The following is a 26,551-nucleotide window of genomic DNA, read 5'->3' on the forward strand; positions in this document are numbered from 1 at the left end:
TAGACAGTGTAGTCACGAGATTGTCTAGAGTTTGATTTTGTGGCATACTTTGCTTGTCAAAACACAAGCGAGGATGCAATGCCGAAACCAGCGCATAGACGCCACGACATCTCCAACAAGGTTTGGAAAAAACTTGAACCACATCTCCCTGGGCGCAAGGGGAGTTGGGGCGGACTTGCCCGCGACAACCGCCAGTTTATCAACGCCGTATTTTGGGTAATGCGGACGGGTGCACCTTGGCGAGACCTGCCTCCTGACTTTGGTGGGTGGAGCAATACTCATCGGAGATTCATTCGTTGGCGAGACAAAGGTGTCTGGGAGAAATTGTTAGAAATTCTGATAGATGAACCCGATTATGAATGGCTAATGATTGATGCAAGTCATTGCAAAGTTCACCCACATGCCGCAGGAGCGAGAGGTGGAAACCAAGATATGAGCCGCACAAAAGGGGGCTCAACACAAAACTGCATTTGGCCGTGGATGCGCATGGTATGCCGCTCAGGATCATTGCTACAAAAGGTACAGCAGCAGATTGTTCTCAGGCAATCGCTTTGATTGAGGGATTCTCCGCGCAAAAGCTGCTTGCTGATCGCGGCTATGACTCCGATAAGATCGTCACACAGTCCATGCTACAGGGCATGGAGCCCGTGATACCTCCTCGAAGGCATCGTAAAAAGCCTCGGCATTACGATGCCGAGGCTTACAAAATAAGACATTTGGTTGAAAATGCTTTCCTTTATCTGAAGCAATGGCGCGGCGTTGCAACTCGCTACGCCAAGAATACAGCATCGTTTCTCGCCGCAGTTCATATCAGGTGCATCTTTTTGTGGGCTTCAATCTCGTGACTACACTCTCTAAGACCTTATCGGTCATGCCCACGCCGTTGTCGCCGACATGCAGCAGCACCCGCAGGCGACCTTTTCGCAACGAGGGAAGCGCCTCGGCCCGGACCGCCACCCTGCCGCCCACGGGCGTAAACTTCACGGCGTTGCCCACCAGATGCATCAACAATTGCCGCAGGCGGACTGCATCGCCCACCACGTTTTCGGCTATGTGTTCATCACAATGCACGTGAAAATGCAGCCTGCGATCCCGGGCCGTCGGCTCGTACAATTCCCGGATAGCCTCAAAAACTGTCCGAATTTGGAACGTCTTGTGCTCCACCGAAACCTTTCCGGCTTCAAGCAATGCCAAGTGCAGCACGTCCGCCAGCAGCTGCCCCAGTCGGCGCGTTGAACCGATCGCCTTTTCAACGTATTCTTCCTGATCCGCACTCATCCCCGTTGTTTGCAGCAATTGCAACATTCCTTGAATGCCGTTCAGCGGTGTACGGATTTCATGGCTCATATTGGCCAGAAACTCGCTTTTTGCTGCGCTGGCGGCTTCGGCCGCGTTTTTGGCGCGAATCAATTCTTTTTCTGACTTTTTCCCTTCCGTGATATTTTCCACCAACGAGAGCACGGACACCAACCGTCCCTGCGTATCGCGCAACGCCGAATTATACCAGCGGCAATGCAGTACGCTGCCATCCTTGGCATAATTCCTGTTCTCACTCATGGTCTGGGAAACGCCTCCATGCAAGAGGGACTGAATTCCCTTGCGCACCTCGTCCATGTCCTGCTCATGCGTAAAGAGCCAGTCCTCATTGCGCTTGCCGATCACCTCGGATTCCGTCCATCCGAAAATCGCCTCGGCACGGGGGGACCACCCCTTGACGCGGCCTTCACTGTCCCATTCGATGACGCCCAGCGGCGTGTTGTGCACATGAAAGGTCAGACGCTCCAACGCGTTCCGCAGTTGGGATTCCTGTTCCCGAAGCGCTTGCTCGGCACTTTTGAGCCGTTCGTAATCCTGCCGAATGGTCACGGTCTGCCGACGGACCGTGGCCCGCAGGGATTGCAGCAGCACCCAGAATAAAACGCCGCTGGCCACCACCAGCACGAACGCCGCCCACAAAAAATTCACCGTCTGCTCAGTGAGATGCACATACCCTGGTCCGCGGTACACCCATTCCCGAAACAGCTCTCTGTGCCGATCCTCAGGAATGTGGTCTACTGCCTTGGAAACAATGGAAAAAAGCATGTCATCGGTGCGCGACGTGGCCGCGGACAGGTAATTTATATACCCGCTGTCCCCGGAAAGGCGCAGGTTGGTCAAGGCCTGCTCCTCGATCAGATAGGAAGCGTAGGCCTGATTCACGATCATGGCTTCGTATTTCCCGGAAGCCACGGCCCGCAACCCGGCCAGATTGTCCTTCTCCCCTGCCACGGAGATTTCCGGATACCGCTGCTCCAGGTACTCGTTCACGGCATAGCCGCTTACTGTGCAGACGGTTTTGCCGCGAAGGTCGGCCATGGTCTGCACGTTTGAGGAATCTCTGACCACAATAATGTACGGAACCTTGAGAAACGGCTTGGTAAACTTGAGATGCTTGCGTCGCTCCGCGGTTTCCGCAATGCCGACCACCAGGAATCCGCCGTTTTCCCTGGAATAGACCATCATCTCTTCCCAGGTTTCAAACATGCGGAAACGGATGCTCACCCCGATATTGCTCTCAATCTCGCGGAAATAATCCACCAACAAACCGACATACCGGCCCTTGTCGTCCGTGTAGGCATTGGGCGGCGCCTGATATCCGGAGAGGATTTCCAGTTTATCCCCGTGCAGCCGCAGCCAGTCCCGCTCCTGCGCCGTGTAATCCGGGGCAGGATTTTGCACTCCCAGGAAGAGCACGTAAAGCAACCCCGCCAGCAACAGCGATAAGAGGAAAACGATGACCTTGATTCGCGGTACGATACGCGGCACGCGCCTCTCCCTTGCCGTTTCCTTTCATGTTCCCTTGGCGCAGAAAATTCCTGCTTTGGATATTCATAACATGAAAAGTAAACACTGTTCAACAAATGGAGGGACTTCTCATTGAAATTCGACACCGGGAGTGCTTGCCCCCGGTGCCGGTCGGTTCGGCGGGTCTGGCTATGGCTGTATCCAACAAAAGGAGCGCGGCAGAGCGAAAAGGGACCGAGGCGTAGCGTCCCTTGTCTCGGGATACGCTGTCCGCGACCCTTTTTCCTCACTCAAAAAGCAAGGCCTTTCCGGAGTGGATCTGTAGGTCGCGTACACACACTTCTCTGGCGGATTCACTTGATTCCGGCAGCACGAAACAGCTGTTCCACAACACGGCTTGATCATGGTCCAGAGGCACTTGGCTTTCCAGCGCATGGCGCATGTCCTCGGCCTGAAGGATGGTCAGGGGATGGACCTGCCATCCGGCCAGATGTCCACGGGGATGGGTATAGGCCAGGATGAAGATACCCGGCCCGGACGGCAGGCCCGCACTTTTCGGGTAAATGGAAAACCGGTATTCCTTGCCTGACGCGCCGATAAACGGCCATTCTTGTTGCTTGAACATCGGTGCCTGATAGCATTGCTCGTGCAAAACCCCAAGTGTCCCCCTCCCGAAGCCACGGCTCCACGCTGAAAACAAAACGTTCCAGGGGACGCGCTGATTTGCTGCGCATCACCTGGAACGTCCTGCATCACAGGGCTAATCGCCCATTCCGCCGGTTCTATGGGCCTGTTCCTCCGCCTTGCCCGCCGCCATGTCCGCCGCCGTGACCGGAGCCAGAACCACCCGGGCCGTCGCCGCCGGATCCGCCCCCGGGTTTGTTGGACGCTCCGGGACCGGACCCGTACCCGTCAAACGTGGCGCGAAACGCCTTGGGGGTCGTGGCCGAGGTATGAAAATCCGACCCGGAATACGTATCCCGGTCTCGCTGATTCATGCTCCGCGGCTGCCCGGCTCCCTGTTGTGCGTCCGCATCCAGGGACCGCCCTCTTTGCACCTCCTGCTGTTTGCCGAACAAATCCGTAAACTGCATGGGCCGGTTCACGGAGCCGTTGATATGCGAAATCGTTTGTCTTTGCACGTCCGGGGAGGGTTGATCCCACCCGGTTCCTGCGCTGCCTATGTTTCTATCCAATTGTGGACCGTAGGCCGGATTACCCGCGGGCGCGTGCACGCCCCCCTCGGTTCCGCGAATGCCGATGGTGCCGAGCGGCGTACCCAGCTTGAAGTTGTTCGGCTCAAACCGCGTTATCCTGCCGGTCAAAAACCGGCATGTTCCGGCCACCACATCCGCATCAAACCGTCCCTGATCCGCCTCGCCGGGTTCGTACACAACCTGGTTCACGGCCAGTTGGGTATGAGCGTCCATGGTGATTACCGTGCCGTCAAGGAACATCACCTGGAGAAAACTGTCCGCGCCCGTGGTCAGCAGGTCGGAACGATACAGCGCCTCTCCACGGTCCAGTGGATGAGCGGTTTCGCCACGAACAGCCACAGCGGTCCCCTTCAAACTCTGCACTTCCCCCACCGGTTCCTGCGCCGCTGAAGCCAGGCAGGGCATCAACAGAAACAAGAGGAGAACCAACCATCGGCACCACATGAACACCACCTCCGTAGGGAACAACCATTGTCCCGAGTCCATTGGATTATTCAGTACAGTATCAAGCACACCCTATAGTAGAGACCAAGGCTTCCACGCAAGCCGAATCCCGACATGGACCGGCCGCAACTGCGGCAATTGACCTGTGGATTTGCCCCTGGGGGATGTTCCATGGCGAGAACACCCCACACTTTTCAATGCCCCCCGGAGCAAACACCTACAACGGCTGGTCCAAGCCGCAAAGCGGGTCATTGGGATCGCAGGGCGCTCCCGCCCCCGGTTCCGGTGCATCCTGGCAACTGATGGCCGTGTACCCCCGGCAGTTGCTCTTGGTTCCGCCCGCATTCTTGGTTTGACAAACCACCTGCCCCTGGGAATCCACCAGGGATCCCTGCCAGTTCTGCACATTCCCCTGCGGCTGGGAAGGTGCCGGAGCCTTGCCGAGATCCGCACAGAACCGCGCCGGAACCTTGCCGTCCAGTGCGGAAGTAACCTGTCCGTTCAGCTTGACATAGCGATAGGTACGGTACGGCCCGTCCCGGCCCGAGGAAGAATAGGTCCATTCCAGCGGCCCGGGCGAGTCATCCTGCGAGTCCGCGTCTTCCGGTTCGCATCCGGGATCCCCGGGTTCGCAAGGCGGATCCTCCACCTCACAGGTGATGGACATATACACGTTGCAGGTTCCCCCGTCCGAGTCTCCCGGGCGACACATGACCTTGCCGCCCAGGTCGATGGTTTCTCCGTTGGTCCAGCCCACAAAGGGCGCGTTCTGGCTCTTGGCGGGCCTGCCGCCCACGCTGGAGCAAAACCGGGTCACCACGCGCAGCTTGTTGGCCTGGGTGAAGCCGAACCCCACAATGCCCTCTTCCGGATCCCGGATTCCCGGGGAATGGTATTGGTAGACATTGGGTTCAATCTGCACTTTTTCCGCGTACACGATTTCACCGCCCACCGTGGCCAGGGTCTGGCCCGATCCATCGGTGTCGTCCTGCGGCTCGGGCGGCGGCTCCTTGCGCAACGTCAGGATGATTTGCCGTGTGGCGCCGCCTTGGGCTGAAACAGTGACATTCTTAGATGCTGCAACATACTGATCCGCATCCGCTTCCACCGTATAGAAACCTTCCGTTACGTTATCGAACACTACGCTGCCGCCCTGCTGCATGCCAAAGGGCTTGGCATTGCGCGTGACCACGACCCTGGCACCGGAAATGGTGCCGCCCTCTTCATTGCGCACACGCACCTGGAGCGACGTGAACGGCGCGGCCAGTTGCAACCGAAGCGTCTGCGTGGTTCCATCGGACAGCCGCACCTCGCGCTCCAGCCGACCAGAGCCTGCATCGGACTCCGCAGTGAACACATGCTTCCCGGGCCGGACGCCTTCAAACCGCGCCGCGCCGGTGGGAGCGGCCTGTTCGTTTTCTCCATCCAGCTTGACGCGGGCACCGGCCACGGGTGACCCGTCCGGTCCCAGCACCATGACCCGCACATCCACACCACTCCGCGGCGACAGCCGCACCTTGTGCATTGGTTCCTCTATGGTGACGATAACTTCACGATCTTCCCCGGCCGGAAAATCGCGTGCTTCCGCGTGGAGATAGTACGCACCCAGGGCAAGATCCTGGAGCCGCACGTACCCATTGGCATCCGCCGCATGGCGCCGGGTCTCCCCGTCCGGTCCCTGCACCACCACCACGGACCCGGCAGGAACACGGCTTTGCGCATCGCGCACCACGGCCAAAATCCCTCCGGAAACCACAAACCGCAGAATATGCTCCAACGGCTCCGGGTCCGGTCCGCTCGGCCTGAGCTGGACATTGCCCGTGGCGGGCGGCAGTTCGGAATACACCGCGCTCACGGTCCAGCCCTCCGGCGGAGACGGCGGCATCCCCTCAAACAACGCCACCCCGTCTTGCCCGCTCACGCGCCGCACATCAGCCATGCGCACCTCGGCTCCGGCCAGCGGAGCGCCGTCCAGCCCGAGCACGGTCACCGCCACATCGGTGCGCCACGGTTCCAGCCCAAGGGTCAGCGGAGCGTCGTCCCGCGGCTCCGGGTCCAGGGCCACGTCCCGGAAGTCCCCGGGTTCATGTCCCTCGGCCTGGGCCTCAATACGCACAATAGACCCGGCAGGCACCTGCCGGAATACGGCTCTGCCGTCGTCCCCTGTCAGGGCGGTGAGGGAGGTTCCGGGCAAACGCAGGGTCAACCTTGCTCCGGCCACTGGCGGACCGGCGCTACCGTCCGGGTCGCCCGATCGGACCAGTACGGCATAATCCTTGGGCGGAAGCGGCTTGAGCACCACTTCATATTCCTCCGGCGAGGTGTCGCCCTTTGCCGGCGGCTGGGAAAAAATACGGATGGTCTCCGGGGCGTATCCCGTGGCCCGGGCCTGCACATCATGCCCGCCGTCCGGCAGGTGCAGCCCAGCCAGACCATAGCGGTTCGTGCCGCAGGGCTTGTTGCCATTGGTCTCCATGGAGCAGAGTTTGCCGTCCACGTACAGCGCCGCCCCCTCCAGAGGAACACTGTCGCCCTGTGGCGTGATTCCCTTGACCGTGACGAGCCGCACCCGGGAAAAAGCCGCGAACTGCACGGCCTCACGCTCCAGCACGGCACGAGCCACAGCAGCCCGCTCCCGGAGCACCCGGTCCGCCAGCTCCTGCTGGTAGCGCATGCGGAAGGTGTGGCCGATGTGTTCCAAGGCCTCTTCCCGCAACTTTTTGCCCATGTCCATGCGCTTCATCCGCTCGAACAAAGCGCGAATTTCCTGCTCCACGGCCCGCTCGTCCGATGCGGTCAGCGGCGTGTATCCGGTGCTATCCTTGTACTTTCGCTGGCGCATATCCCTGGAGCTGATCTCCGCCATGATGTCCACCATGTGCTTCTCATACCCCTGGACGAATCCGGCCTTGATTTCGATCCGGCTGGAAATATCTTTTTGCAGGGTAAAGGCGCGGCCATAATACTCCTTGCCGGGTTCGGCCTGGATGTGAATGACGCGCCCGGCAGCCTTGCCCGTGGCAGTACGGGAAGCCTTGGCAAAGTGCTCTGCGTCGAACTTCACGTCCTCGTACACGCCCGGGTCCACGCCATGGCGCTTCATGACCACGCGCAAGGCCACATCCGCTACCACGGGTTCGGGAATATGCGTCAGATTCCAGGCTGCCTCGTGCTCGAAAGTTCCCGCGCCCAGGCGGTGACTCTTGTAGACGTCATAAAACGTATCCGCCAGACCGGGGATAAAAACCCGGTCCCGGAAAAACTTCAGGGATTCATTGTAAAGGGTGAACAGGGTGTTCACCGTGGCCAGGGGCATGTATCCGGCCTTTTCATACTCCGAGGCCAGATAGCCCAAGCCGAAATCCACGATGGTCTTGAGCGCCTTATGGTAGCGTAACGGGTCGGACGGCCCGCTTGTGAGCGTATCCACAAGCACCATCACCGTCAGCGCGTTTTTAAAATGATCCGCACTGTCCGGCAGACTCTTTTCAAACGAAGTCCAGAGTTTGTAGCTCTGATCCACGGCGTCCACCCCAAGCTGGGTGTATTTGGCCGCGTCCGCCAGGGTCACGTCCCGGCTAAAGACCGTATCCCCCTTGCGCAGAACAACCTGCTGCGCCTGGCACGGCGTGGCGGCACAGGCAATGCCCAAAATAAACAAGGCCGTCAGCAGCCAACATCTTTTGCTTTTCGACCAATGATTCACGGCGTGTCCCTCCGGCTTGCGGGCGCGTACTCCCGGTGCAGAATACGTTCTCTTACCCGTCCTGTGGAACAGGGGTCAATGCCGGGGGAATCCGGGAGAATCCCCCATATCGCTCACATGGAACAATGCGGCTTTCTGCATTGCCGGGGTTGCAAAACCCCCTGTGCTCCGCTTGACCAACGAATCATGGGGAAAAACCGGATGCGGACTCCTTTTCGGCCATGGATTCCAAAAGGGCCAGTCCGGAAGTGATGTCCAGCACAGCTCGCTCCAGGGCGGGCAAATGCTCACGGGGGAGGGTGAGTTGATACTCCGCGTCCGCGCCGTACTGCTCCGCCGTGATTTGCGCTTCAAACTCGGGCAAAAGCCGCTGCACCGCATCCGCGTGCTCATAGGCGAGGATCACGCGCAGGGTCACGGTGTCCACCTTTTCCCGGCAGGGCAGATCCTCAAGGACCATCCGGGTCAGATCCGAATAGGCCCGAACCAGTCCCCCGGTGCCGAGTTTGATTCCCCCGAAGTACCGGGTCACCACCACGACCACTTCGCCAACATCGCCATGCAGCAGCACGTTGAGCATGGGTCGTCCTGCCGTGCCGTGCGGCTCTCCATCGTCGCTCTGCCCGATATGCGCGCTGTCGCCGGGCGGTCCCGCGGCAAAGGCCCAGCAATTGTGTGTGGCGTCGGCATGGCGTTCCCGCACGGATGCGATAAACGCTTTGGCCTGTTCCTGGTCCGGGGCATGCGCGGCCGTGGCCAAAAACCGGCTTCGCCGGATGGTCAGCTCCACCTGATGGGGTTGGGAAGGAATGCGATATCGACCGTTCATGCCCGGCACGTAGCCCCCGGGTGCGTTCCGGTCAACCGCGGGGAATCACTCACCGTCCTGTTCCCGGAGCTTTCCGGGCAATAGACCGTAAAACCCGCCACCGGAACGGGCCGTGAACCGCCAGCCCAGATGCTCGCCGCATCGGGCGCAGAGCATGATCTGCCATTCATGCCCGGGAAACCAGCTGAATTCGGAATACCGTTCCCCTTCGGGCGTCAGGCCCGTGGCCAGGGAAAAACAGCCCACTTCAAAGACCACGCCATGCGGATTGCAGAACACATGCATATGCTTGCCATCCACACGGCAACGGGCTTCAGGGCGCGTCACGGCCTGATCACACAGGGCGCAGCACAGAACTCGCCCCGAAAACCCTTCCAGCTCCGCATCGGTCCCGGTTTCGGGGCATTCGGCCCGCTTTCCCCTGACCAAAGGCAGGCCCGGCCTCGGCTTGAGATCCGCCAATCCCGGCCTCTCCGTCGGCATCATCACGGGCTGTCCTCCTCGCGCCAAGGGTCGTTCATGCGGTCCATCAGGGACTAGGCATCCACTCCATTCCCGCCATACCCGATTTATTTCGCGCTGCATAGGCAACAACGTATATGCCGTTGCATGGTCTTGACCCCGTGGAAGGAGCCGAGCACAATGTGATCATGCCCGATACCAACCGCCACACCGCGCGTCTGCGCCTCTGCGACGCTTGTTGCGACAAGGCCGGCATCCTTAAGGAAATGGTCAAAACCGGGGGGTGCACCTGCGATGTCTGCGGTTTCGCGTGCAAATGCTGCGGCTCCGATCCCGAAGCCCGAGGCAAGCAATACATCAACAATATTGCGGTTCACGTCATACCACAAAGCGCCTGGGCGGTGCTGCAGGAACGCAACCAGCGCAGTTTGCAGCCAATGGACTGGCAACGCCTCTTTGCTGAAGGGCGTTCCCATTCGCAGGAAGCCCACGAGCTGGATGGGACCAACAAGAAGAATAGCATGCGATAGAATATGCGGACAGGCCGAACAACGCGCTCTTTTTGCCTGGCACGCCCTGCAATGGGGGAACCGCACCCTTGCCCCCTCGCACCACGCAAAGCATCCCACGGGGAATGAACCGCGCTGATCCCCGCTGGCCATCCACAGGCGTTTGGCCCGCCGCGCCAGCCTCAGGGAGCCGGGAATAGTTCCAACAGGCTACAATGGATTCTTGCAGGCAACAGGCATGCGCCAGCCCGAGCCAAACGAACGGGCCTGGATCTTCACGCCGGGGACGGCCTGGTGCCGCTTGAATTCCGCCTTTTTGACCATGTCCAGCACTTGATTCACGATTTCTGCGTCAAAGCCCTGGCTGACGATCTCCTGCCGGGCGAGCCGTTCCTCAATGTGCAGATGCAGGATGGCATCCAGGGTGGTGTAATCCGGCAGGGAATCCTGATCGGACTGGTCCGGGCGCAGTTCCGCGGTGGGAGCCTTTTCCAGAATCGGCTGTGGAATGGGTTCGCTGAACTCGCGGTTCATCCAGGAAGCGAGGCGATACACCGCGGTTTTCGGCAAATCCGCTATGGGGGCGAACCCTCCGGCCATGTCTCCGTACATGGTGCAGTATCCCACGGACAGCTCGCTCTTATTGCCCGTGGCCAGCACCATGGAGCCGGTTTTGTTGGAAATGGCCATCAACAGATTTCCCCGAAGCCGGGCCTGGATATTTTCCTCGGTCACGTCGGGTTCATACCCGGTGAACGGCTTTTCCAGCGTGGTCTGCATGCAGTCCATGAGGTTGTCGATGGGCAGGGTGTAGGTGCGGATGCCCAGCCGCTTGGCCAGCTCCAAGGAATCGTCAATACTGCCCTGGCTGGAATGGGGGGAAGGCATGAGCACGCCCATGACATTGCCGCGTCCCAGGGCGTGTACCGCAAGGGCGGCGGTCAGGGCCGAGTCCACTCCGCCGGAAAGCCCGATCACGGCGCGGCTGAACCCGCTTTTGATCAGGTAATCGCGCAATCCCGCCACAAGGGCGCGATAGGTTTCGGATTCCGGGCAAAAATCGTCCGAGTCGAGACGGCCTTCCCGGTTGCCGAGATCCACAACCATGGTTTCCTCGTTGAATCCACTGGCCCGGGCAAACAGTTCCCCTTTCTTGTCCAGGGCCATGCTGCGGCCGTCAAAGACCAGATCGTCGTTGCCGCCGACCTGGTTCACGTAGACCATGGGGAAGTGGTGCTTCTTCGCCACCGCGCCGAGCATGGCCTCGCGCATCTGCTGCTTGCCCACGCTGAAAGGCGAAGCCGCCATGTTGATGACCACGTCGAGCGGTTCCTTGCTGATGCGTTCCACCGGATCGTTGTGATAGGTGCGGATGGCGTGAAAGTCCTTGTCGTTCCAGGCGTCCTCGCAGATGGTCACGCCAATGCGCTTATCCATAAACCGGAAGGTGTTGCGCGGGTGCGCCCCGCCGCTACACGACTCCGCACTCTCAAAGTACCGCGCCTCGTCGAACACGTCGTAGGTGGGCAGCAGGGTCTTGCGGAACGTGCGCACGATCTCGCCTTCCATAAGCAGATAGGCGGAATTGAACATGGGCTTGCCCACGCCGGAAAGGTTGGCCTCGGGCGCGCCCACGATCACAGGCACGGCGTCTTCCAAGGCAATGGCAAGGTTGAGCATCACGCGCTGGGCGCGGCGGATGACCTCGGGATAGAGCAGCAGATCACGCGGGGGGTACCCCAGCAGGGCCATCTCCGGGGTCACGCACAATTGCGCGCCCGAGGACTGAGCCTGCTCCACGGCCAGCTGAATACGCTGGGCGTTGCCTTCCAGGTCGCCCACCACGGGGTTGAGCTGCAACAAACCTATTTTCATTGCTTAGTCGTCCTTTTGAGCGGGGTCGGATTCGTGCTGTACGATTTCGCGGATCACGTACGTTTTTCGGTTCATGACCATGTCCAGGGTGTCGCCCAGGGCTTCGAGAATGAATCCCGTGGACATGGCCCCCATGGACGCGATGTAGAGCAGCACGGCACCGAGGAAAGGCGGCCGAGTGCCCATGTGAACGCCGTGGAAAAGTTTTTCATACAACAGCCAGAGCATGACCAGGGAAGCCACGGAAAACAGCAACAGGGCCACTCTGCCGAACAAATACAGGGGACGTTGTTTGAAGGCGTTCTGAAACCAGAGCATGACGATGTCAAAGAGCACGTCCACGCTGCGGCCAATGCCGTAGTGACTCTTGCCAGCAAACCGGGGCGGGGCCGACGTGGGTACTTCCGTGACCGAACCGCCCATGCTGTGGATCAGCGCGGGAATGAGCCGGTGGTGTCCTTCCCGCAACTGCAGGGAACGGGCCAGTTCACCCTTGAGCACGGAAAGACCGCCCATGTCCCGCACGTCGCATCCGCTGCTGCGGCGCAAGAGCCAGTTGGCAATGCGGCTCGGCAAACGGCGGAGGATCAAATTTTCGCTGCGGTCCGTCCGCTGCCCGGAAACCAGATCCCACCCCTTGCGGATGGTCTCAATGAGCAGAGGAACTTCCTCTGGTTTGTGCTGCAGGTCGCCGTCCATGATGACGACGAACTCCCCCCGGCTCTGCTGGATGCCCGCATAGATGGCCGTGCACTGGCCCCTGTTGCGGGCCAGAAACACGCCCTTGAGGTTCGGGTCGGTCCGTGCCAGCTCCCGGATGATTGTTCCGGTCGCGTCCGTGGATCCGTCGTTAACCAGGATAATTTCATGACTTGCGCCCATTCCGGTAAGCGCGGCGCTGATGCGGGTATGGAATTCGCGGATGCACAGTTCCTCATTGTGCATGGGCGTGACGATGCTGACTTCGATATTCTTGCTCATGAATGGTCCGTGCCTGTTTTACTGAGGTTGTGATCCGGAAACCGCGGCAAAAAGGATTTTCGATCCGGCAGGAGCGTGCGCTCCCCGCGATGCCCCGGCCCATGCCCCGGCCGCCGGATCGGGGCGACACGCTGCAACAAGCCGATCATGGTCGGCGCGTCAGGTCTGGAGCTGTCCGTAGTGGACGAGCTGCGCCTGCATGGATTGCAGAACGTCGCTCCACCGCGGGTCGGCCAGACGGTCATATTCCACCCGCCATTGCTCGCCCACACGCAGGGCGCCGAAATCCGCCGGCAGAGGCGGATCGTTTTCCCGGGGCATCCCGGGGTGACAGACAATCTCCACCACACGGTCACTGCTGCCCGCCATATACGCTTTGAACGCTTCGGGCAACAATTGATCCCCCTGGTCCGCGATTCCCCAGACGTGGTCGGGCCAGCGAACCTGCTCGGGACAACGTTGCCGCAGGGAGCAGACCTTGAGAAACTTGATACGCAGCCCACCCTTGTCCATGCGCCATGCCCAGCCCCGCTCCCGCGGCCGCCGGACCCAGCCGATGCCGTGCCTGCGGGCCAGTCGCGTGGCCACGGTCATCATGCCCGGCCAGGCGTGGATGTGCTTTTCGCTATCCAGGTGGGTCGGCCGCACGCCAAGATCCTGAATCCGGCTGATTTGCGCATCCCATTCCGCCTCCACCTCCCGGAGATCCACCTTCCTGGCCAGGTAGCGGGCAAGGAGCCTGCCATAGTCCCCCAGAAACAGCTTCTGGTCCGAAATGAGCGTGGAGACGCGCCCCGGCTCGGACACGGGCTTGCCGCGCAGCACATTGAGATGCACGCCAAGACCCACGCCGCCCAATTGGGATGCCGCTTCCAGATCCGGCCCATTGGCCATGAGCGTGGAAGACGTAACTATCCCGCGTTCCGACAAATCCGCCACGGCCCGGCGTACCGCCGGGTGCAGCCCGAGATCGTCCACATTCACGATGACAAACATGCGGCGCATCCTAGACGTTCCCCGACATGGCGTAAAGCGCCATATGCCCGGGGCGCTCATTGACAGACATGCATGGACCCGGATATGAATATTCTCGACTATAGAAATCTCCAGCGAGCGAGGTTGCGCATGTCGTCGAGCTACGAAGAGTCTCCCTGTGTCCTGGCTGGCACCCTGGCCCGGCTCTATACCCAGGCTCTGCAGGCACGACTCCTGCCCCACCGGGCAAGCGCCGCGCAATACCCCGTGCTGGAACGCCTCTGGCTGCGCGACGGCCAGACCCAAAGCGAGCTGTGCCGCAGTTTGAACGTGGAGCAGCCCACCCTGGCCAACACCCTGAACCGTATGGTTCGCGATCAACTTGTCCGCAAGGTCAAGGACAGCAACGACCGGCGCCAGATCATCATCCGGCTGACCAAACGCGGACGCGAATTGCGCGACGTACTCTCCGGCAGTGTGGCCGAAGTGGGCGACGCCGCCATCGTGGGACTGGATGCCTCACAGCTTCAGATCTTTCAGGATGTGACGCGACAGATCATCGCCAATCTGCGGTCCGATCTGGAGCAACCACCCATCATGCTGGACGATTCCCTGGTGCTGGACGGGTCCGGCTCCTCGGCTACGCAATCCCCCGGCACCCCGGACACGGCATCGGCTCCGGACTCCCCGGCCGGACTGGCCGCGGCCGGAAACGCCGCAGTGCAGGCGGCCCAGACCCTGGGCAAGGTCAATAAAACCCCGGTTCCGGAACCTGCCCCCGCGCCCTCCTCCTCTGCGCCATCCAATGCGGAGAACAGTGTTTCCGATCCGGCTCTGGAGGCTTCCTCCGCCCCCACCACGCCGGAGCAGGAGGCTCCTGCCGTGAAATCTGACGCCCCCCCTTGGGCATCCGACCCCGCAGCCTTGGAGAACGATGCGTCGGATCCGGAAAACGCGTCACACCAGGGCGTTGCAGAGGACGTGAAGGACGAGGGCGTGAAGGACGAGGACGATGTCCTGGTTCTGGACGATCAGTTCGCACTCAAGGATTGACCCGTTTCTCCATAGCACGCATTCTTTTCATTTTTCCCCGCCCTCCCTGCCCGGCAACGCCCTCGCCCTTGCCCGGACTTGCTTTCCCCCGACGGAGAAGCTACTTGAGCACCAATCCGGGCCGCATGGTCCGAAACGTCCAGCTCCAATCCCAGGCACCGGGAGATTATCCGTATGCGCAGCATGTTTCCGGCTTTTGATAAGCGCCCGCATCTTTGGGCCGCCGCGATTATTCTCACTACCTTCTTGATTCGCGTGGTCTACGTGGCCACGGGCCAGATCACCCTTGTCCAGGACGAAGCCCAGTATTGGGACTGGACCCGGCACTTGCAGCTGACCTACTACAGCAAAGGTCCGCTCATCGCCTGGATCATCCACGTCTGGACCAGTGTGTTCGGCGATACGGAACTGGGTGTGCGCTTCGGTTCCATTTTCGGCTCCCTGCTCACGCAGACGGTGCTCTATCTCGGTGTGGCAAAGCTCTGGAACAAACCGCGAGTCGCTTTGTGGTCACTGCTGATCTTTAATACCACCGCCATCTTCGCGGGTCTGAGCATCCTGATGACCACGGACAACCCGTTCATGCTCACTTGGACCTGCTGCCTTTTTCTGCTGTATCTCGGCTCGCGGTCCCAAGCGGATGGGCGCGCCCCGGTCTGGCCCTTTGTCCTTCTGAGTCTTTGTTTCGGCATCGGCATTCTCGCCAAGTACACCATGCTCGGGTTCATCGGGCTTTCCGGCATGTTCTGGCTGGCCCTGCTGTATCAACGGGCCTGCCCCAAAGGTTTTTTCACTCGACTGGCCGCTTCCCTGCTGGTGGGGCTGTTCCTCGGCTTTTTGCCCACGCTGATCTGGAACATTCAGCATGACTTTGTGGGTTACAAGCACGTGCTGCACTTGATCGGCGCTTCCGGCAAAAAGGCCCAGGCTTTTTTCCATCTCAAGCGGGTTCCGGAGCACCTTTCCGCCCAGATCGGGCTGGCCTTGCCCTGGTGGCTGGTCTTTATGTTCCTTGGTGCCTGGCGCGCCGGCCGCACGGCCCTTGAACGCCGCCCCACCACGGACATGGACCGCATCGAAGAACGCCGCCGCAGCGCCCTGTTGTTTCTCTTTTTCGTCCCGGTCTGGCTGTTCTTTTTTCTCTGGAGCTTTCACGCCAAGATCATGCCGAACTGGACCACGGTGAGCTATGTGGCCGGGTGCATTCTTGCCGCGCAGGCCATGGACCGGCTCTTCCAACGCGGCAGCGGCTTTGCCTGGAAAATCCGCAAGCTCTGGCCCGCCCTTGCCGTGGCCATTTTTCTGCTCATGCACACGGCCCAGCTTTTGCCTCTGCCTTTTTCCATGGACCCGACCCGGCGCGTCAAAGGCTGGCGGGAACTCGGAGAGGTCATTGAGGAGCACCGCCTCCACGGGTTTGATGACCCGGAGCGCGTGTTCATCATGAGCAACCTCTACGACATGACCGCGGCCCTCGCCTTTTATGTCCCCGGACAGCCCCGCACGTACTGTGCCTGGGTGGATTCCCGGCGCATGAATCAATACGACCTTTGGCCTGGGCCGGATGCGGACAAAGTGGGCTGGGACGCGATTTACGTCAAAAAACGGCTGAAAAACGGCGTGGTCAAGGATCTTCAGGCCATGTTCGATTCGGTCAGTGAGCCGATTCATGTGCAGACCATGTACAACGGCGTCCCCTCCCGCACGTTCACCTTGTTTCTTTGCAAGGGGTACAACGGCTTTTGGCCGAAACGCCACAACAATAAATTTTAATTCAATCCCCAATATGCACGCATTGACCCCGCAACCCTGCGGGGTCTTTTTTTATCCGCCTTTCTAGACTTTTTTATGACAACGTATGACAGCTTTGACATTCTATGACGAACTATGACAAATGAAGTACAACCATTGCCAGTATGGGATATGCGAGACATGAGCGACACGTCGAAACAACCGCGACTGCTTACCGTGCGCGAAGTAGCGGATACGCTCCGCGTGCATCGACGCACGGCCTACCGGTTGATCACCCGTGGAGACATCAAAGCCATTAAAATCGGAACGCAATGGCGTGTGTTGGAGGAGGCGCTGCTGGATTTCATTGCTTCGGGCTGGAAGGACGCCGCTCATCGGCCCAAGCCGGAAAAGGGACCGCGCCAGCTGCGGTTGCCTTTGGATGAGGAGTAAAGACCATGACGGACAAACCCCAAGACTCGGTGCGTCGTTTTGTGGACGGCCTGCATCTGCGCAATGACTATGGCAAACCCATACCCGTCAGCGGTGAGATTATTGCCGAAAACATGCACTTCAACGACATTTCCGGCAAGCTGACCGTGGAAAAGGTTTACCGTGTGAACGGGGAAACCATCGCCTACAGCGCGATCTCCGCCAAAGAAGACCAAAAGGACCGTCGCGCCTACCTCATTGAACAGACCGATGACCACTACCGCGTTTCCAATGGGAGCGCCTCGCTGGACCTTGATCCCAACGACCTCATCCACCTGCTCTCCCTGGCATTGGCGGAAGACCAGGCCCACGCCTTCACCGATGCCGACATGGACCACATCCAACGCCGCCTGGCCGCCAACGCCTGATCTTCACATTTTGCCACGGAAAAAGGCCAAAGCAACCTGTTGCGGTTCCTTTGGCCTTTTCCGGTTCAAGGCACGGTTCTAGCCGGCGTCACACTCCGGTCAACACCGCTTGATGGCGTCCATTCGTCATCTTCCCGCACTTTCCCGATCCGTTCAAACGGCACTTCACGGGCCAAGTCCCAACACATCATGCACTGAGCAGTTCGGAAATGACGGAATTCAGTTGGTCTACTTCGACAGGTTTCGCCAGGTACCCATCCATGCCCGCCTTGAGGAAGTGTTCCTTGTCCCCGGACATGGCATACGCCGTAACGGCCACTATGGGTATGGAGGTTTTATCCTGTCCTGCCTTCCCTGACCGAATGGCCCTGGCCGCCTCAACACCATCCATTATGGGCATTTGTATGTCCATCAGGACAAGGTCATAGGCGCATTCGCTCAATTCCCGAATCGTCTCCGCCCCGTTTTCAACGGATTTCACTTTGTACCCGGCTTTTCGGAGAATCGTCTGCAGCGCTTTCCTGTTCACCGTCTCGTCCTCGGCGATGAGGATTGATTGTGGACAAGGCTTGCAATATTCCTTGGGTGCCGACGAGTCGATCTCGTATGAGTCCTCAGCATCGACCTTGAACGTCAGACAGAACGTAAACTCCGTTCCCTTGCCTCGTTCACTTGCAACGGAAACGCTGCCCCCCATCAATTCCACCAATTGGCGCACGATGGAGAGTCCAAGCCCTGCGCCCTGGTAGGCTCGCTTGTATCCTTCATCAGCCTGGGTAAATGGCTCGAAAAGCTGATCAAGCTTTTCTTGCTCAATGCCGATGCCCGTGTCGGATACGGAAAACAGGACGCGTTGGGTCTTTTCCGTTTTCTGGGGCAGCGGGTATGCTTCACACCGGATGGAGCCTGCGTCAGTGAATTTTACCGCATTTCCGATCACATTGTTCAACACCTGCTGAAGCCTGATCTGATCGCCAAGGAACTTTTTGGAAAGCGCGGGGTGAATGGCAAAATGGATCTCCACGCCTTTTTGTCCACACGCAGGACCAAACAACTGCTCTGCCAACGCAAACGTTTCTTGCAAATCGACAGTCGTTTCCACGACATTGAGTTTTCCAGCCTCGATCTTTGTTAAATCCAGGATGTCCCCTAAAAGATTCGTCAGCCGTTTGGCTGAATCCATTGCCAAGGAAACATACCCTTCCTGTTCAGCGTTTAAATGGGTCGCTTTGAGAAGTTGCTGCATTCCCATAATGCCATTCAGCGGGGTTCGCAGTTCATGACTCATGTTGGCAAGGAACATGGACTTGGCATGATTCGCCTGTTCAGCCTTGTGTTTTTCTTCCACCAATCCATGCTCATGCCGCGCCCTTTGGATTGCAAGGCCAAAAAACACGGAAATGTTCTTCATAAACTCTTGATCCGCACTGTCATAGTTGCCGCGTGCGTTGGCAACAGCCACCTGGCCAACCAGTTTGTCATTCAACAGCACCGGGTAGCTTAAAAAATTCTCAATCTCTATGTGTCCCTCTGGGACGCCCGTGGACCGGGCATCCTCCTTCAGATCGTTGACCAGGATTGGTTGCTTGTTTTCCAACACCCAGCCCCATAATCCCCCAAACTTCTCAAACACGATGCTCTTATCTGGAACATTGCAGACGTCCCAAATATCCCTTGTCATTGTATGACACACCAGATTCCCCGTGTTTTCATCAATAACGCCGGCATAGCCGAATTTGCTTCCGGTAATTCTCTTTGAAGCATCGAGAATTGCGATGGAAATTGCTTCGATTGTTGTGGGATTGAGCAGCATTGTCCCCAGGTTGGCAAGCTCGGATTCTATTTCCTGTTTTCTCAACAGCTCTGCAGCCCGGCGCTCTGCTTCCTCCTTGGCTTTGACGAGACCTTCCTGATAGGCCCGCTCTGCTGTGATGTCCCGAAACACACAATGCGTCTGGCGAAACGATCCATCCGGTTCCTTGCCTACTTTTCCCGTGAAGGAGACAAGAACGTACGCACCGTTTTTCTTCTTCATCTGAAATTCTACACCAAGGATTTCACCCACGGCTTTGAATTTCGGAAAGTTTTCCCGAAAATGCCCTGCCCAATCCGGGTGAAGAAACTCTGCGAAATTTCTGCCGATCAACTCTTCCGGGGTATACCCCAGCGTTTGGCAGAACATTTTATTCACCGTGATGAAACGACCTTCGGCGTCCAATGACTGGTAGGGCATCGGCGCATCGTCAAACAACATACGAAACAGTTGTTCGCTTTCTTCGAGCCGTTGTTCGGCTTCTTTTTTTTCAGTGATGTCCGTATGAGCGCCCACGATCTTAACAGGCTTTCCAGCGTCATCCCGTAGAACGATTTTTCCCCTGGTAAAAATCCATTTGTAGGATCCGTCTTTGGTTTTGATCCTCAATTCAACGGCATACGTATCACTGGCTCCGTTGAGGTACGAACGAAATGCGTCGTCGAATATTTTCCGATCTTCCGGATGAATATTCTCATCGCAATAGCAACCGAACGAGGGAACCTCGTCCCTGGTGTACCCCAGCATACCGGCCCACCGCTCGGAACAATGAAATTCGCCAGTAGCGAGATTGTATTCCCATATTCCGTCATTGGTGGCTTCCAGCGCTTGCTGGAGTTTTTCCCTATTTTGAACCGCTTCCTGATGGATTGAATTCGTGGCCTCAACATTGGCAAGCCACAAATCCAGCTCGTTGCCCCCATTGTTCTCTGAAAAAAACACCTCCGGGGGAACAAAATACATATTGTGTTTGAATATCTTTGTTCCATACACCATCATGGGATGGGACTGCACCGCCGCCCTGAGGACTTTTTCCGAATATCTGTTCTTGTCGTACACGCACAAGGACATGAACGGGAAATTGGGGAACAGTTCTTCATTGATTATGTTTTCATAGTAAATGATCTTGTCCTCAAGACCATTTCCTCCAAGACAGAATGTTGCCTCGCCCACGGCCCGTACATTATCGAAGCCTTTTCCAACAGCAGCTTCGGTAAGCCCTTTCCAGCCGTTCATGGTTTCATCGGGATTAAATCCATCTCCATGGGAATAATGCTGGTTCACATCAATAAGCGTCAGACGGCCCTCAGCAATCTTTTCCTGAGGCGATACATCAAGTTTTTCCAAATCCTGGAGTACCAGCTTGTGCGAATACGCATCCGTGGCCATGACACAGCAATCATTGGAGGTAAGTCCATCTGCAATGAATCTTGAAGCAACAAACCTATAGTCTTCAATATCCTCATACATCATGAGAATATGCTTCTGTTCCTTCATATAGATAAGAAATTCTTGTTTAAAGACACTGATGTCGGTCAAGTCTTTCATTGCTTCGCCCCCGCGATTCTGACATTCGGTCTTTTTCAATAGCAGTATAACAGATTTATAGAGAAAAAAATACGTCTATTGCATGACTCATTATATCAAGAGATTGAAACTATTTCGGGCGTCTCTGGGTCAGATTGGATTCGAGGGGATGGTCCAGGGGAGGAAATTCCGTCAAAACATCTTCGGCCGTTGCTCCCCTTTTCAGGCCCGGCTTGTTTTCGTGATCATGTATAGCAGGCTGTTGAAAAGCCCTACGATTGCTGCATCATGTCAAAAAGTATTCCATATATAGAGAGTACGTTTCGAGCCTCGCCCCCCCTCACAGCCTGCACACGCTTATTGTACACAGCCTGCAATATATTTCTTTTCTCCCGCGTGAAGAAAGAAACCACGCCCTCGGGTTGTCTCAGCCTATCCAGCACTCCCTAACATTCCGAAGATCCATGCTCGCCCTCTGTGGGTATGTGAGCGACCGCAAACCCCTTAGGATTCGCCTTCCCCGGCACTGAAATGGGGGATCCCGTTCACGGTTCCGCTAGCGCAGGCATAAAGTTCCTGGCCCGTGCTTTCCAACACCGCATGCCAGAAATCAGACCGCACATTCACGGTCTTGCGCTTGCGCGTGACCAGGTGCAACGGGAGATGTACGTAGCGGGATTGCAGTTGCGAAACCACCATGGCGGTTTTCCCGGCCATGGCCGCGTGGACGGCATGCTGACCCAAAAAGCCGCAATAGACCCGATCATTGGCATTGGCCGGAACCGACCGGATAATGTAGCTTGGGTCGATAAACTTCAACGGCACTTTTTTGCCCCGTTCGCCGAAATAGTCCTTGATGCGCTGCTTCAGCAATGCGCAGATATCGCAGAGCACCGGATTGCCGGAGGCATCGGTCTGATTGGAGGACCGGCAATATTCCTGGCCTGCTCCCTCCGCGCAGACGATCACGGCATGCCGGCGCGATTCCAAACGCCGCTCCAGGTTGGCAAGCAGTCCGTCGGGACCGTCCAGGTCGAACGGGCATTCCGGAATGAGCACGTAATTCACTTCCTTGAGGGCAAGGGCCGCCTGCCCCGCGATGAACCCGGACTCGCGGCCCATGACCTTGACCAGCCCGACACCCAGGTCCACGCCCGTGGCCTCCACATGCGCGCATTGGATGGCCTCGGTCGCCTTTTCCACGGCCGTATCGAACCCGAACGAGCGGGTTACAAAGCTGATATCGTTATCAATGGTTTTGGGTACGCCAATGACTGCGATCTTCAGACGACGATCATTGATCTCGCTGACAATGCTCTGGGCCGCACGCATGGTGCCGTCGCCGCCGATGATGAACAGGCAGTTGATATTCCGGCGCTCAAGGGTATCTACTATTTTGGAGGGATCCTGCGGCCCGCGGGACGATCCAAGGACGGTTCCGCCAAATTGGTGAATATTGGCGACGGATTCGGGCGTCAATTCACGGACTTCGTGTCCATACTCCGGGATAAACCCCTGCAGTCCAAAAGGAATGCCCACCACGGACTGGACGGTATAGTTGTGATGAGCCTCCAGGACAATGGCGCGGATCACGTCATTGATGCCAGGACACAGCCCGCCGCAGGTAACAATGGCACAGCGGGTCTTGGACGGGTCAAAGTACAATTTTTCCCGCGGCCCGGCCTTTTCCATGGTGATGGGTCGGCCCGGTTCCTGTTCGGGCAGCTCATCATCCAAATCCTCATCCGTGAGATTGATCCAATACTCTTCACAGGCTCCCACAAAACGGCAGTACCCCACGCGGTTCGTGACCTTTGCCGTACCAAGGGTTGGGATGGCCGTATCCAGCTGCGGATTGTTGCTCGGCGTAGCACTCATATGAATCAGACTCCTTGTGGCGCTGAATGCATGGTATGCCCGGTCCCTTGCGTTCGGGGTCCGGGATTCACTGTCCATGGTACGCCATGGCTGAACCAAGGGCAAAGAAAACCCCGGGAATTCCCGGGGTGATCACGGTTCACTTTGGCGCGAAGGGATTTTGGGGCGTCCGAAGGTCGCCATACGGGAGCAGACTCACGGGATCATCATGAATCCGCAAATTTCCACAAATGGAACCGCAACCATCATCGACCTTTTTTGAATGTGAAATAATCCCATTATTTCATCCAGGTGGTTACTTCAGGCTCCGGCAACGAACGCATGACGTCCACAATAGAATCCAGTGTCGCCACGGCAGCACCGACCTGCCCCACAACAATGCCGGCGGCATAGTTGGCCAGAATACTGGACGTGAGCAGGTCGTTACCGCTGGAAAGACTCAAAGCCAAGGTTGCGATAACCGTGTCTCCGGCTCCTGTCACGTCGAAGACTTTCTGAGCGAATGTCGGAATGTGATACACTTCGTTACTTGATGTAAACAGCGCCATTCCCTTGCCGCCAAGGGTGATCAAAAGATGTTCGCAGTTCAGACGGCGGAAAAGCGCCTGACCAGCGGCGATGATCTCTTCCTGGCTTCCCACCGGCAAGTATGCACCTTCACTGGCTTCTTTGGCGTTGGGCGTGAGCAGATCAACCCCGTCATACAGATCATAGTTACGGGTCTTGGGATCAACCAAAACCAAGGGGCGCTCATCACAGTCATTGAGCAGCTGATGCAAACTATCCATAAAGGCTCGGGACAACAACCCTTTCCCATAGTCAGAAAGGATGATCACCTTCTTGCCGGGCAATTCCCTGGCGATCATGGATAAAACGGCCTGATTGTCCGACTGGTCCAAGAAATCCGTACACTCGTGATCGACTCGGACGACCTGTTGATTATGTGCAATAATCCTGGTTTTTACCGTGGTCGGACGGTTGTTCATGCGGTGTACGCGCAGCTTGATGCCCGCTTGATCACAATGCCCGCAGACACAGGATGCGTGGTCATCATCGCCGGTCACGGCCACCAACGTAGGCATACCGCCGAGTGCCGCAATGTTTCGGGCCACATTGCCCGCCCCACCGAGAAGGTATTCCTCGCGGGAGACCGCCACCACAGGCACGGGCGCTTCCGGAGAAATGCGCTCCACACTGCCCACAAGGTAATGATCCAGCATTAGATCACCGACGATGAGCACCTCGTGCCCGGCCAAACGCTTCACTGCTTCGCTGTTCACGCTTTTGCAACCTTTTTACGAATTGTATGCTGCTTCGTACAACCGCAGACACCACAATCCCCGCAAAAAATCATGACCCCAAGGTGATAATTTCTTGGCGGCCATGATTCCTGATTTGATCAAACGGTGATTGGAGCCAAGATTTCCGACGTCATCCTTGTTCGCCACCAAGCATTTCCGCCAGGCGGCGTAAATCGTCCAATGAGGAGAACGGAAGCGTCAACTTGCCCTTTGAGGCCGTACCACTGACCGAGACTTTTCGACCCAAGGTTCGGCTGATCATGCTCTGCACCTCAGCCAGATCAGGGTCAACATCCTTTTTGCGCTTGCCCGCAGCACGTCGTGGAGCCTGATCCGCGGACTCTCCCTGGCCATGAGAAGGAAGCGTTCCGTGTTCCTTCCAGAATCCGGCTTCGGCTTCCGCCTGCCGCACCGACATACCCTGCTTAAGGATGCGAGCGTGCAATTCATTGGCTACGGTTTCATCCGTCACCGACATGATTGCCCGGCCATGACCAGCCGTAATCCGACCCTGCCGGATGTCATTCTGCACTGGTTCGGGCAGGTTCAGCAACCGCATGGAGTTGGCCAGCGCGGACCGGCTCTTGCCCAGGCTCTTGGCCAACGCCTCCTGATTCACGCCAAACTGGTCCATGAGCTGACGATAGCCCAGCGCCTCTTCAATGGCGTTCAGGTCTTCTCGTTGCAAATTCTCGATCAAGGCGATGGCCAGGCTTTCCTGATCATCCATCTCCCGAACCAGGGCCGGAATCTCCCGCAAACCAGCCAGTTTGGAAGCTCGCAGGCGCCGTTCACCAGCCACAAGCTCGTACTGGTTATTCTCCAGGGGGCGCACCAAAATCGGCTGCAACACGCCCTGTGTTTTGATGCTGGCTGAGAGATCCGCCAACCCCTGTTCCGAAAATTCAATCCGGGGCTGATGCGGGTTGGGACAAATGGAAGCAATAGGCAATTGCCGCACTTCCGAAGGGTTCACGGGTTCATCTTTCTGCTGTGTACCGCCAAGCAAGGCGTCCAGGCCGCGCCCAAGTCCTCTGGAACCTGCAGACATGGTCATCTCCTCTTGATTCTATGCCACACCTAGCCCTTGCCGCCCATGGTGGAGCCGTATATATTGCCGCCACCAATCATCAAAGGAGCAAACTGCATGAGCCAGGATCACGTTATTGAAATTTTCGACGCCGAGGGCAATAGTCTGGGCGCCATTATCGACGCCGAGGCATGGCCCGCCATTAAGCCGATACTTGCCCGCGAATTCGGCTTGTTCTCCGACATCAAGCAGGAGCAGCGCCCCGAGCCGGTCGAAGATTGGGAGAACCTCCTGCAATATTGGGACTTCCCCTATCCGCCGGACTACGATGTCCACTGCGAACAGTGCGGCGAGCGGACCGAAAATTGGTCCAAGGATGAGCCTCGCCGTTTTCGTCTCAGCGCCGCGAGTCTGTCCGGGCTTGTGACCTTCACTTGCGCCAATTGCCAGGCCCGCATCATTAAGAAACACTTCAAAGATGAAATCGTCAGCGAGACACACCCGTACAAGGACGATAAAGACCCCAACAAGGAAGCTCGCTACTAACGTTTTTCACCCCTGCGCCCCGGGGCTTTTCTTCGGGGCGCGGTCTTATCCACGCCCCTTTCCTGCATCGCACCCTCTCATGCCGCCAAGCCCCCGACGAACACGATCGGGGCCGTATCGACCCCGGGCCAGACAGCAGCGGCTCGACACAGCCGGAGCATCACACGGTATGACTGTTTTCCACTTCTTGCGCCAACTGTAAATACGCCTCTGCGCCCTTGGACTTGATGTCATAGGTGATCACCGGTTTGCCAAAGCTCGGTGCTTCCGACAGGCGAACGTTCCGGGGGACCACTGCTTCAAAAAGATGCTGCGGGAAAGCGCGTCGGACCTCGTTCTTCACCTGCCAGGAAAGGCGGTTGCGAGAGTCATACATGGTCAGCACCACGCCAAGCATGGCCAGATCCGGATTCAAACGCTTACGAACCAGCTCATACGTCATCAAGAGCTGGGCGATACCTTCCAGAGCATAGTACTCGCACTGGAGCGGCACTAGCAATTCCTTTGCCGCACAAAGCGCGTTCACAGTCAAGATTCCCAAGGAAGGCGGACAATCCAAAAGAATGTAGTCGTATTCCTCGTCCAGCGGCTGCACCAGATCCCGAACGTAATACTCACGTCCGATTTTATCGGCCAACTCCACTTCCGCACCAGCCATATCCGGGGTTCCGGGAAGCAAAGAGAGGTACGGCAACTCCGTTTTGCAGATGGCCTTGCGGACATTTTCCGGCGAAAAAAGACTTGTATAAATGTTGTCCCGCTGGTCGCTAGGATAAAAACCCAAGCCGCTTGACGCGTTTCCCTGGGGGTCGCAATCCACCAACAGGACTTTCTTTTCCATGACAGACAAGCACGCCCCAAGGTTGACCGCTGTGGTCGTTTTTCCAACACCGCCCTTCTGGTTCGCCATGACAATAATCCTGGCCACTTCAACACCCCCTGAAGATGAAATTTCAGCTGTTTCGCACGCCACCGACTGGAGCCAGACCCGCTTTTACACCTGTTTCACGTGAAACAAATCATGCAACAG

21 protein-coding genes are annotated in these 26,551 nt (G+C 57.7%); 7 read left to right on the top strand and 14 right to left on the bottom strand.

The features are described 5' to 3' along the window. Positions 1-78 precede the first annotated feature (78 nt). A protein-coding gene (locus tag B5D49_RS11275; RefSeq protein WP_144019444.1) for an IS5 family transposase occupies positions 79-845 on the top strand; the annotation gives its coding sequence in 2 pieces (ribosomal slippage) (positions 79-454 and positions 454-845; 768 coding nt in all). Here the strand turns inward: B5D49_RS11275 and B5D49_RS11280 are convergent. From B5D49_RS11280 to B5D49_RS11305, 6 genes are all read right to left on the bottom strand, one after another. Next, complete coding sequence (locus B5D49_RS11280; protein WP_078717811.1) at positions 811-2,805, bottom strand: PAS domain S-box protein; 1,995 nt, start codon at positions 2,803-2,805, stop codon at positions 811-813. The genes B5D49_RS11275 and B5D49_RS11280 overlap by 35 nt on opposite strands. Before the next feature lie 265 nt (positions 2,806-3,070). Continuing rightward, positions 3,071-3,409, bottom strand: coding sequence for a hypothetical protein (locus B5D49_RS11285; protein ID WP_078717812.1), 339 nt, complete (start codon positions 3,407-3,409; stop codon positions 3,071-3,073). A 157-nt stretch (positions 3,410-3,566) separates the two neighbouring features. Continuing rightward, positions 3,567-4,445 (bottom strand): FecR family protein, encoded by an 879-nt coding sequence (locus B5D49_RS11290; protein ID WP_159447214.1) that lies wholly within the window; start codon positions 4,443-4,445, stop codon positions 3,567-3,569. 217 nt (positions 4,446-4,662) lie between these two features. After that, entirely contained in the window at positions 4,663-8,151 is a 3,489-nt protein-coding gene (locus B5D49_RS11295) for an MSCRAMM family protein (RefSeq protein WP_078717814.1), read from the bottom strand. A 184-nt stretch (positions 8,152-8,335) separates the two neighbouring features. Continuing rightward, positions 8,336-8,980 (bottom strand): YigZ family protein, encoded by a 645-nt coding sequence (locus B5D49_RS11300; RefSeq protein ID WP_078717815.1) that lies wholly within the window; start codon positions 8,978-8,980, stop codon positions 8,336-8,338. A 45-nt stretch (positions 8,981-9,025) separates the two neighbouring features. Then, entirely contained in the window at positions 9,026-9,469 is a 444-nt protein-coding gene (locus B5D49_RS11305) for a cereblon family protein (protein WP_144019447.1), read from the bottom strand. Between the two features lie 110 nt (positions 9,470-9,579). Between B5D49_RS11305 and B5D49_RS11310 the strand changes: the two genes are divergently transcribed. Further along, positions 9,580-9,972 carry a hypothetical protein gene (locus tag B5D49_RS11310; RefSeq protein WP_078717817.1) on the top strand — a complete coding sequence of 131 codons (393 nt, stop codon included), beginning with the start codon at positions 9,580-9,582 and terminating at the stop codon, positions 9,970-9,972. A 189-nt stretch (positions 9,973-10,161) separates the two neighbouring features. Here B5D49_RS11310 and B5D49_RS11315 read toward each other — a convergent pair whose 3' ends face one another. The 3 genes from B5D49_RS11315 to B5D49_RS11325 form a co-directional block, all read right to left on the bottom strand. Further along, the gene (locus B5D49_RS11315) at positions 10,162-11,826 is read right to left on the bottom strand and encodes an NAD+ synthase (protein WP_078717818.1); all 1,665 of its coding nucleotides are present in this window, start codon (positions 11,824-11,826) and stop codon (positions 10,162-10,164) included. A 3-nt stretch (positions 11,827-11,829) separates the two neighbouring features. Continuing rightward, on the bottom strand, positions 11,830-12,807 hold the full coding sequence (locus B5D49_RS11320) for a glycosyltransferase family 2 protein (RefSeq protein ID WP_078717819.1): 978 nt from the start codon (positions 12,805-12,807) through the stop codon (positions 11,830-11,832). 159 nt (positions 12,808-12,966) lie between these two features. Continuing rightward, positions 12,967-13,803 (bottom strand): ChbG/HpnK family deacetylase, encoded by an 837-nt coding sequence (locus tag B5D49_RS11325; RefSeq protein ID WP_078717859.1) that lies wholly within the window; start codon positions 13,801-13,803, stop codon positions 12,967-12,969. A gap of 129 nt (positions 13,804-13,932) precedes the next feature. Here B5D49_RS11325 and B5D49_RS11330 point away from each other — a divergent pair, with 129 nt between their 5' ends. From B5D49_RS11330 to B5D49_RS11345, 4 genes are all read left to right on the top strand, one after another. Further along, positions 13,933-14,835, top strand: coding sequence for a MarR family winged helix-turn-helix transcriptional regulator (locus tag B5D49_RS11330; RefSeq protein ID WP_159447215.1), 903 nt, complete (start codon positions 13,933-13,935; stop codon positions 14,833-14,835). A gap of 174 nt (positions 14,836-15,009) precedes the next feature. Next, positions 15,010-16,608: an ArnT family glycosyltransferase gene (locus B5D49_RS11335; RefSeq protein WP_078717821.1), complete on the top strand. Its 1,599-nt coding sequence runs from the start codon at positions 15,010-15,012 to the stop codon at positions 16,606-16,608. A gap of 159 nt (positions 16,609-16,767) precedes the next feature. Beyond that, entirely contained in the window at positions 16,768-17,019 is a 252-nt protein-coding gene (locus B5D49_RS11340) for a helix-turn-helix domain-containing protein (protein ID WP_078717822.1), read from the top strand. Positions 17,020-17,024: 5 nt separating this feature from the next. Then, complete coding sequence (locus tag B5D49_RS11345) at positions 17,025-17,426, top strand: hypothetical protein (protein WP_078717823.1); 402 nt, start codon at positions 17,025-17,027, stop codon at positions 17,424-17,426. Between the two features lie 187 nt (positions 17,427-17,613). Here the strand turns inward: B5D49_RS11345 and B5D49_RS11350 are convergent, their stop codons facing one another. From B5D49_RS11350 to B5D49_RS11365, 4 genes are all read right to left on the bottom strand, one after another. Beyond that, positions 17,614-20,787 carry a PAS domain S-box protein gene (locus B5D49_RS11350; RefSeq protein WP_078717824.1) on the bottom strand — a complete coding sequence of 1,058 codons (3,174 nt, stop codon included), beginning with the start codon at positions 20,785-20,787 and terminating at the stop codon, positions 17,614-17,616. A gap of 483 nt (positions 20,788-21,270) precedes the next feature. Next, a complete protein-coding gene (locus B5D49_RS11355) occupies positions 21,271-22,644 on the bottom strand; it encodes an ATP-dependent 6-phosphofructokinase (protein ID WP_078717825.1) in 1,374 nt (457 codons plus the stop codon). A 278-nt stretch (positions 22,645-22,922) separates the two neighbouring features. Continuing rightward, complete coding sequence (gene rfaE1, locus B5D49_RS11360; RefSeq protein ID WP_078717826.1) at positions 22,923-23,924, bottom strand: D-glycero-beta-D-manno-heptose-7-phosphate kinase; 1,002 nt, start codon at positions 23,922-23,924, stop codon at positions 22,923-22,925. 151 nt (positions 23,925-24,075) lie between these two features. After that, entirely contained in the window at positions 24,076-24,996 is a 921-nt protein-coding gene (locus B5D49_RS11365) for a ParB/RepB/Spo0J family partition protein (protein ID WP_078717827.1), read from the bottom strand. Positions 24,997-25,092: 96 nt separating this feature from the next. On the opposite strand from B5D49_RS11365, the gene B5D49_RS11370 reads away from it, so the two are divergent. Further along, the gene (locus B5D49_RS11370) at positions 25,093-25,521 is read left to right on the top strand and encodes a hypothetical protein (RefSeq protein ID WP_078717828.1); all 429 of its coding nucleotides are present in this window, start codon (positions 25,093-25,095) and stop codon (positions 25,519-25,521) included. A 160-nt stretch (positions 25,522-25,681) separates the two neighbouring features. On the opposite strand, the gene B5D49_RS11375 is transcribed toward B5D49_RS11370, so the two are convergent. Next, positions 25,682-26,449, bottom strand: a complete 768-nt coding sequence (locus B5D49_RS11375) for a ParA family protein (protein WP_078717829.1) — start codon at positions 26,447-26,449, stop codon at positions 25,682-25,684. Positions 26,450-26,551 lie beyond the last annotated feature (102 nt).

Source organism: Paucidesulfovibrio gracilis DSM 16080 (genome assembly GCF_900167125.1).
Classification (GTDB): domain Bacteria; phylum Desulfobacterota; class Desulfovibrionia; order Desulfovibrionales; family Desulfovibrionaceae; genus Paucidesulfovibrio; species Paucidesulfovibrio gracilis.

Excerpts from the sequence above, each read along its gene's own strand:
- B5D49_RS11285 (WP_078717812.1), bottom strand. The coding sequence starts at position 3,409 with ATGTTCAAGCAACAAGAATGGCCGTTTATCGGCGCGTCAGGCAAGGAA.
- B5D49_RS11290 (WP_159447214.1), bottom strand. The coding sequence starts at position 4,445 with ATGTGGTGCCGATGGTTGGTTCTCCTCTTGTTTCTGTTGATGCCCTGC.
- B5D49_RS11300 (WP_078717815.1), bottom strand. The coding sequence starts at position 8,980 with ATGAACGGTCGATATCGCATTCCTTCCCAACCCCATCAGGTGGAGCTG.
- B5D49_RS11310 (WP_078717817.1), top strand. The coding sequence starts at position 9,580 with ATGCCGTTGCATGGTCTTGACCCCGTGGAAGGAGCCGAGCACAATGTG.
- B5D49_RS11315 (WP_078717818.1), bottom strand. The coding sequence starts at position 11,826 with ATGAAAATAGGTTTGTTGCAGCTCAACCCCGTGGTGGGCGACCTGGAA.
- B5D49_RS11320 (WP_078717819.1), bottom strand. The coding sequence starts at position 12,807 with ATGAGCAAGAATATCGAAGTCAGCATCGTCACGCCCATGCACAATGAG.
- B5D49_RS11325 (WP_078717859.1), bottom strand. The coding sequence starts at position 13,803 with ATGTTTGTCATCGTGAATGTGGACGATCTCGGGCTGCACCCGGCGGTA.
- B5D49_RS11330 (WP_159447215.1), top strand. The coding sequence starts at position 13,933 with ATGTCGTCGAGCTACGAAGAGTCTCCCTGTGTCCTGGCTGGCACCCTG.
- B5D49_RS11335 (WP_078717821.1), top strand. The coding sequence starts at position 15,010 with ATGCGCAGCATGTTTCCGGCTTTTGATAAGCGCCCGCATCTTTGGGCC.
- B5D49_RS11340 (WP_078717822.1), top strand. The coding sequence starts at position 16,768 with ATGAGCGACACGTCGAAACAACCGCGACTGCTTACCGTGCGCGAAGTA.
- B5D49_RS11345 (WP_078717823.1), top strand. The coding sequence starts at position 17,025 with ATGACGGACAAACCCCAAGACTCGGTGCGTCGTTTTGTGGACGGCCTG.
- B5D49_RS11350 (WP_078717824.1), bottom strand. The coding sequence starts at position 20,787 with ATGAAAGACTTGACCGACATCAGTGTCTTTAAACAAGAATTTCTTATC.
- B5D49_RS11355 (WP_078717825.1), bottom strand. The coding sequence starts at position 22,644 with ATGAGTGCTACGCCGAGCAACAATCCGCAGCTGGATACGGCCATCCCA.
- B5D49_RS11365 (WP_078717827.1), bottom strand. The coding sequence starts at position 24,996 with ATGTCTGCAGGTTCCAGAGGACTTGGGCGCGGCCTGGACGCCTTGCTT.
- B5D49_RS11370 (WP_078717828.1), top strand. The coding sequence starts at position 25,093 with ATGAGCCAGGATCACGTTATTGAAATTTTCGACGCCGAGGGCAATAGT.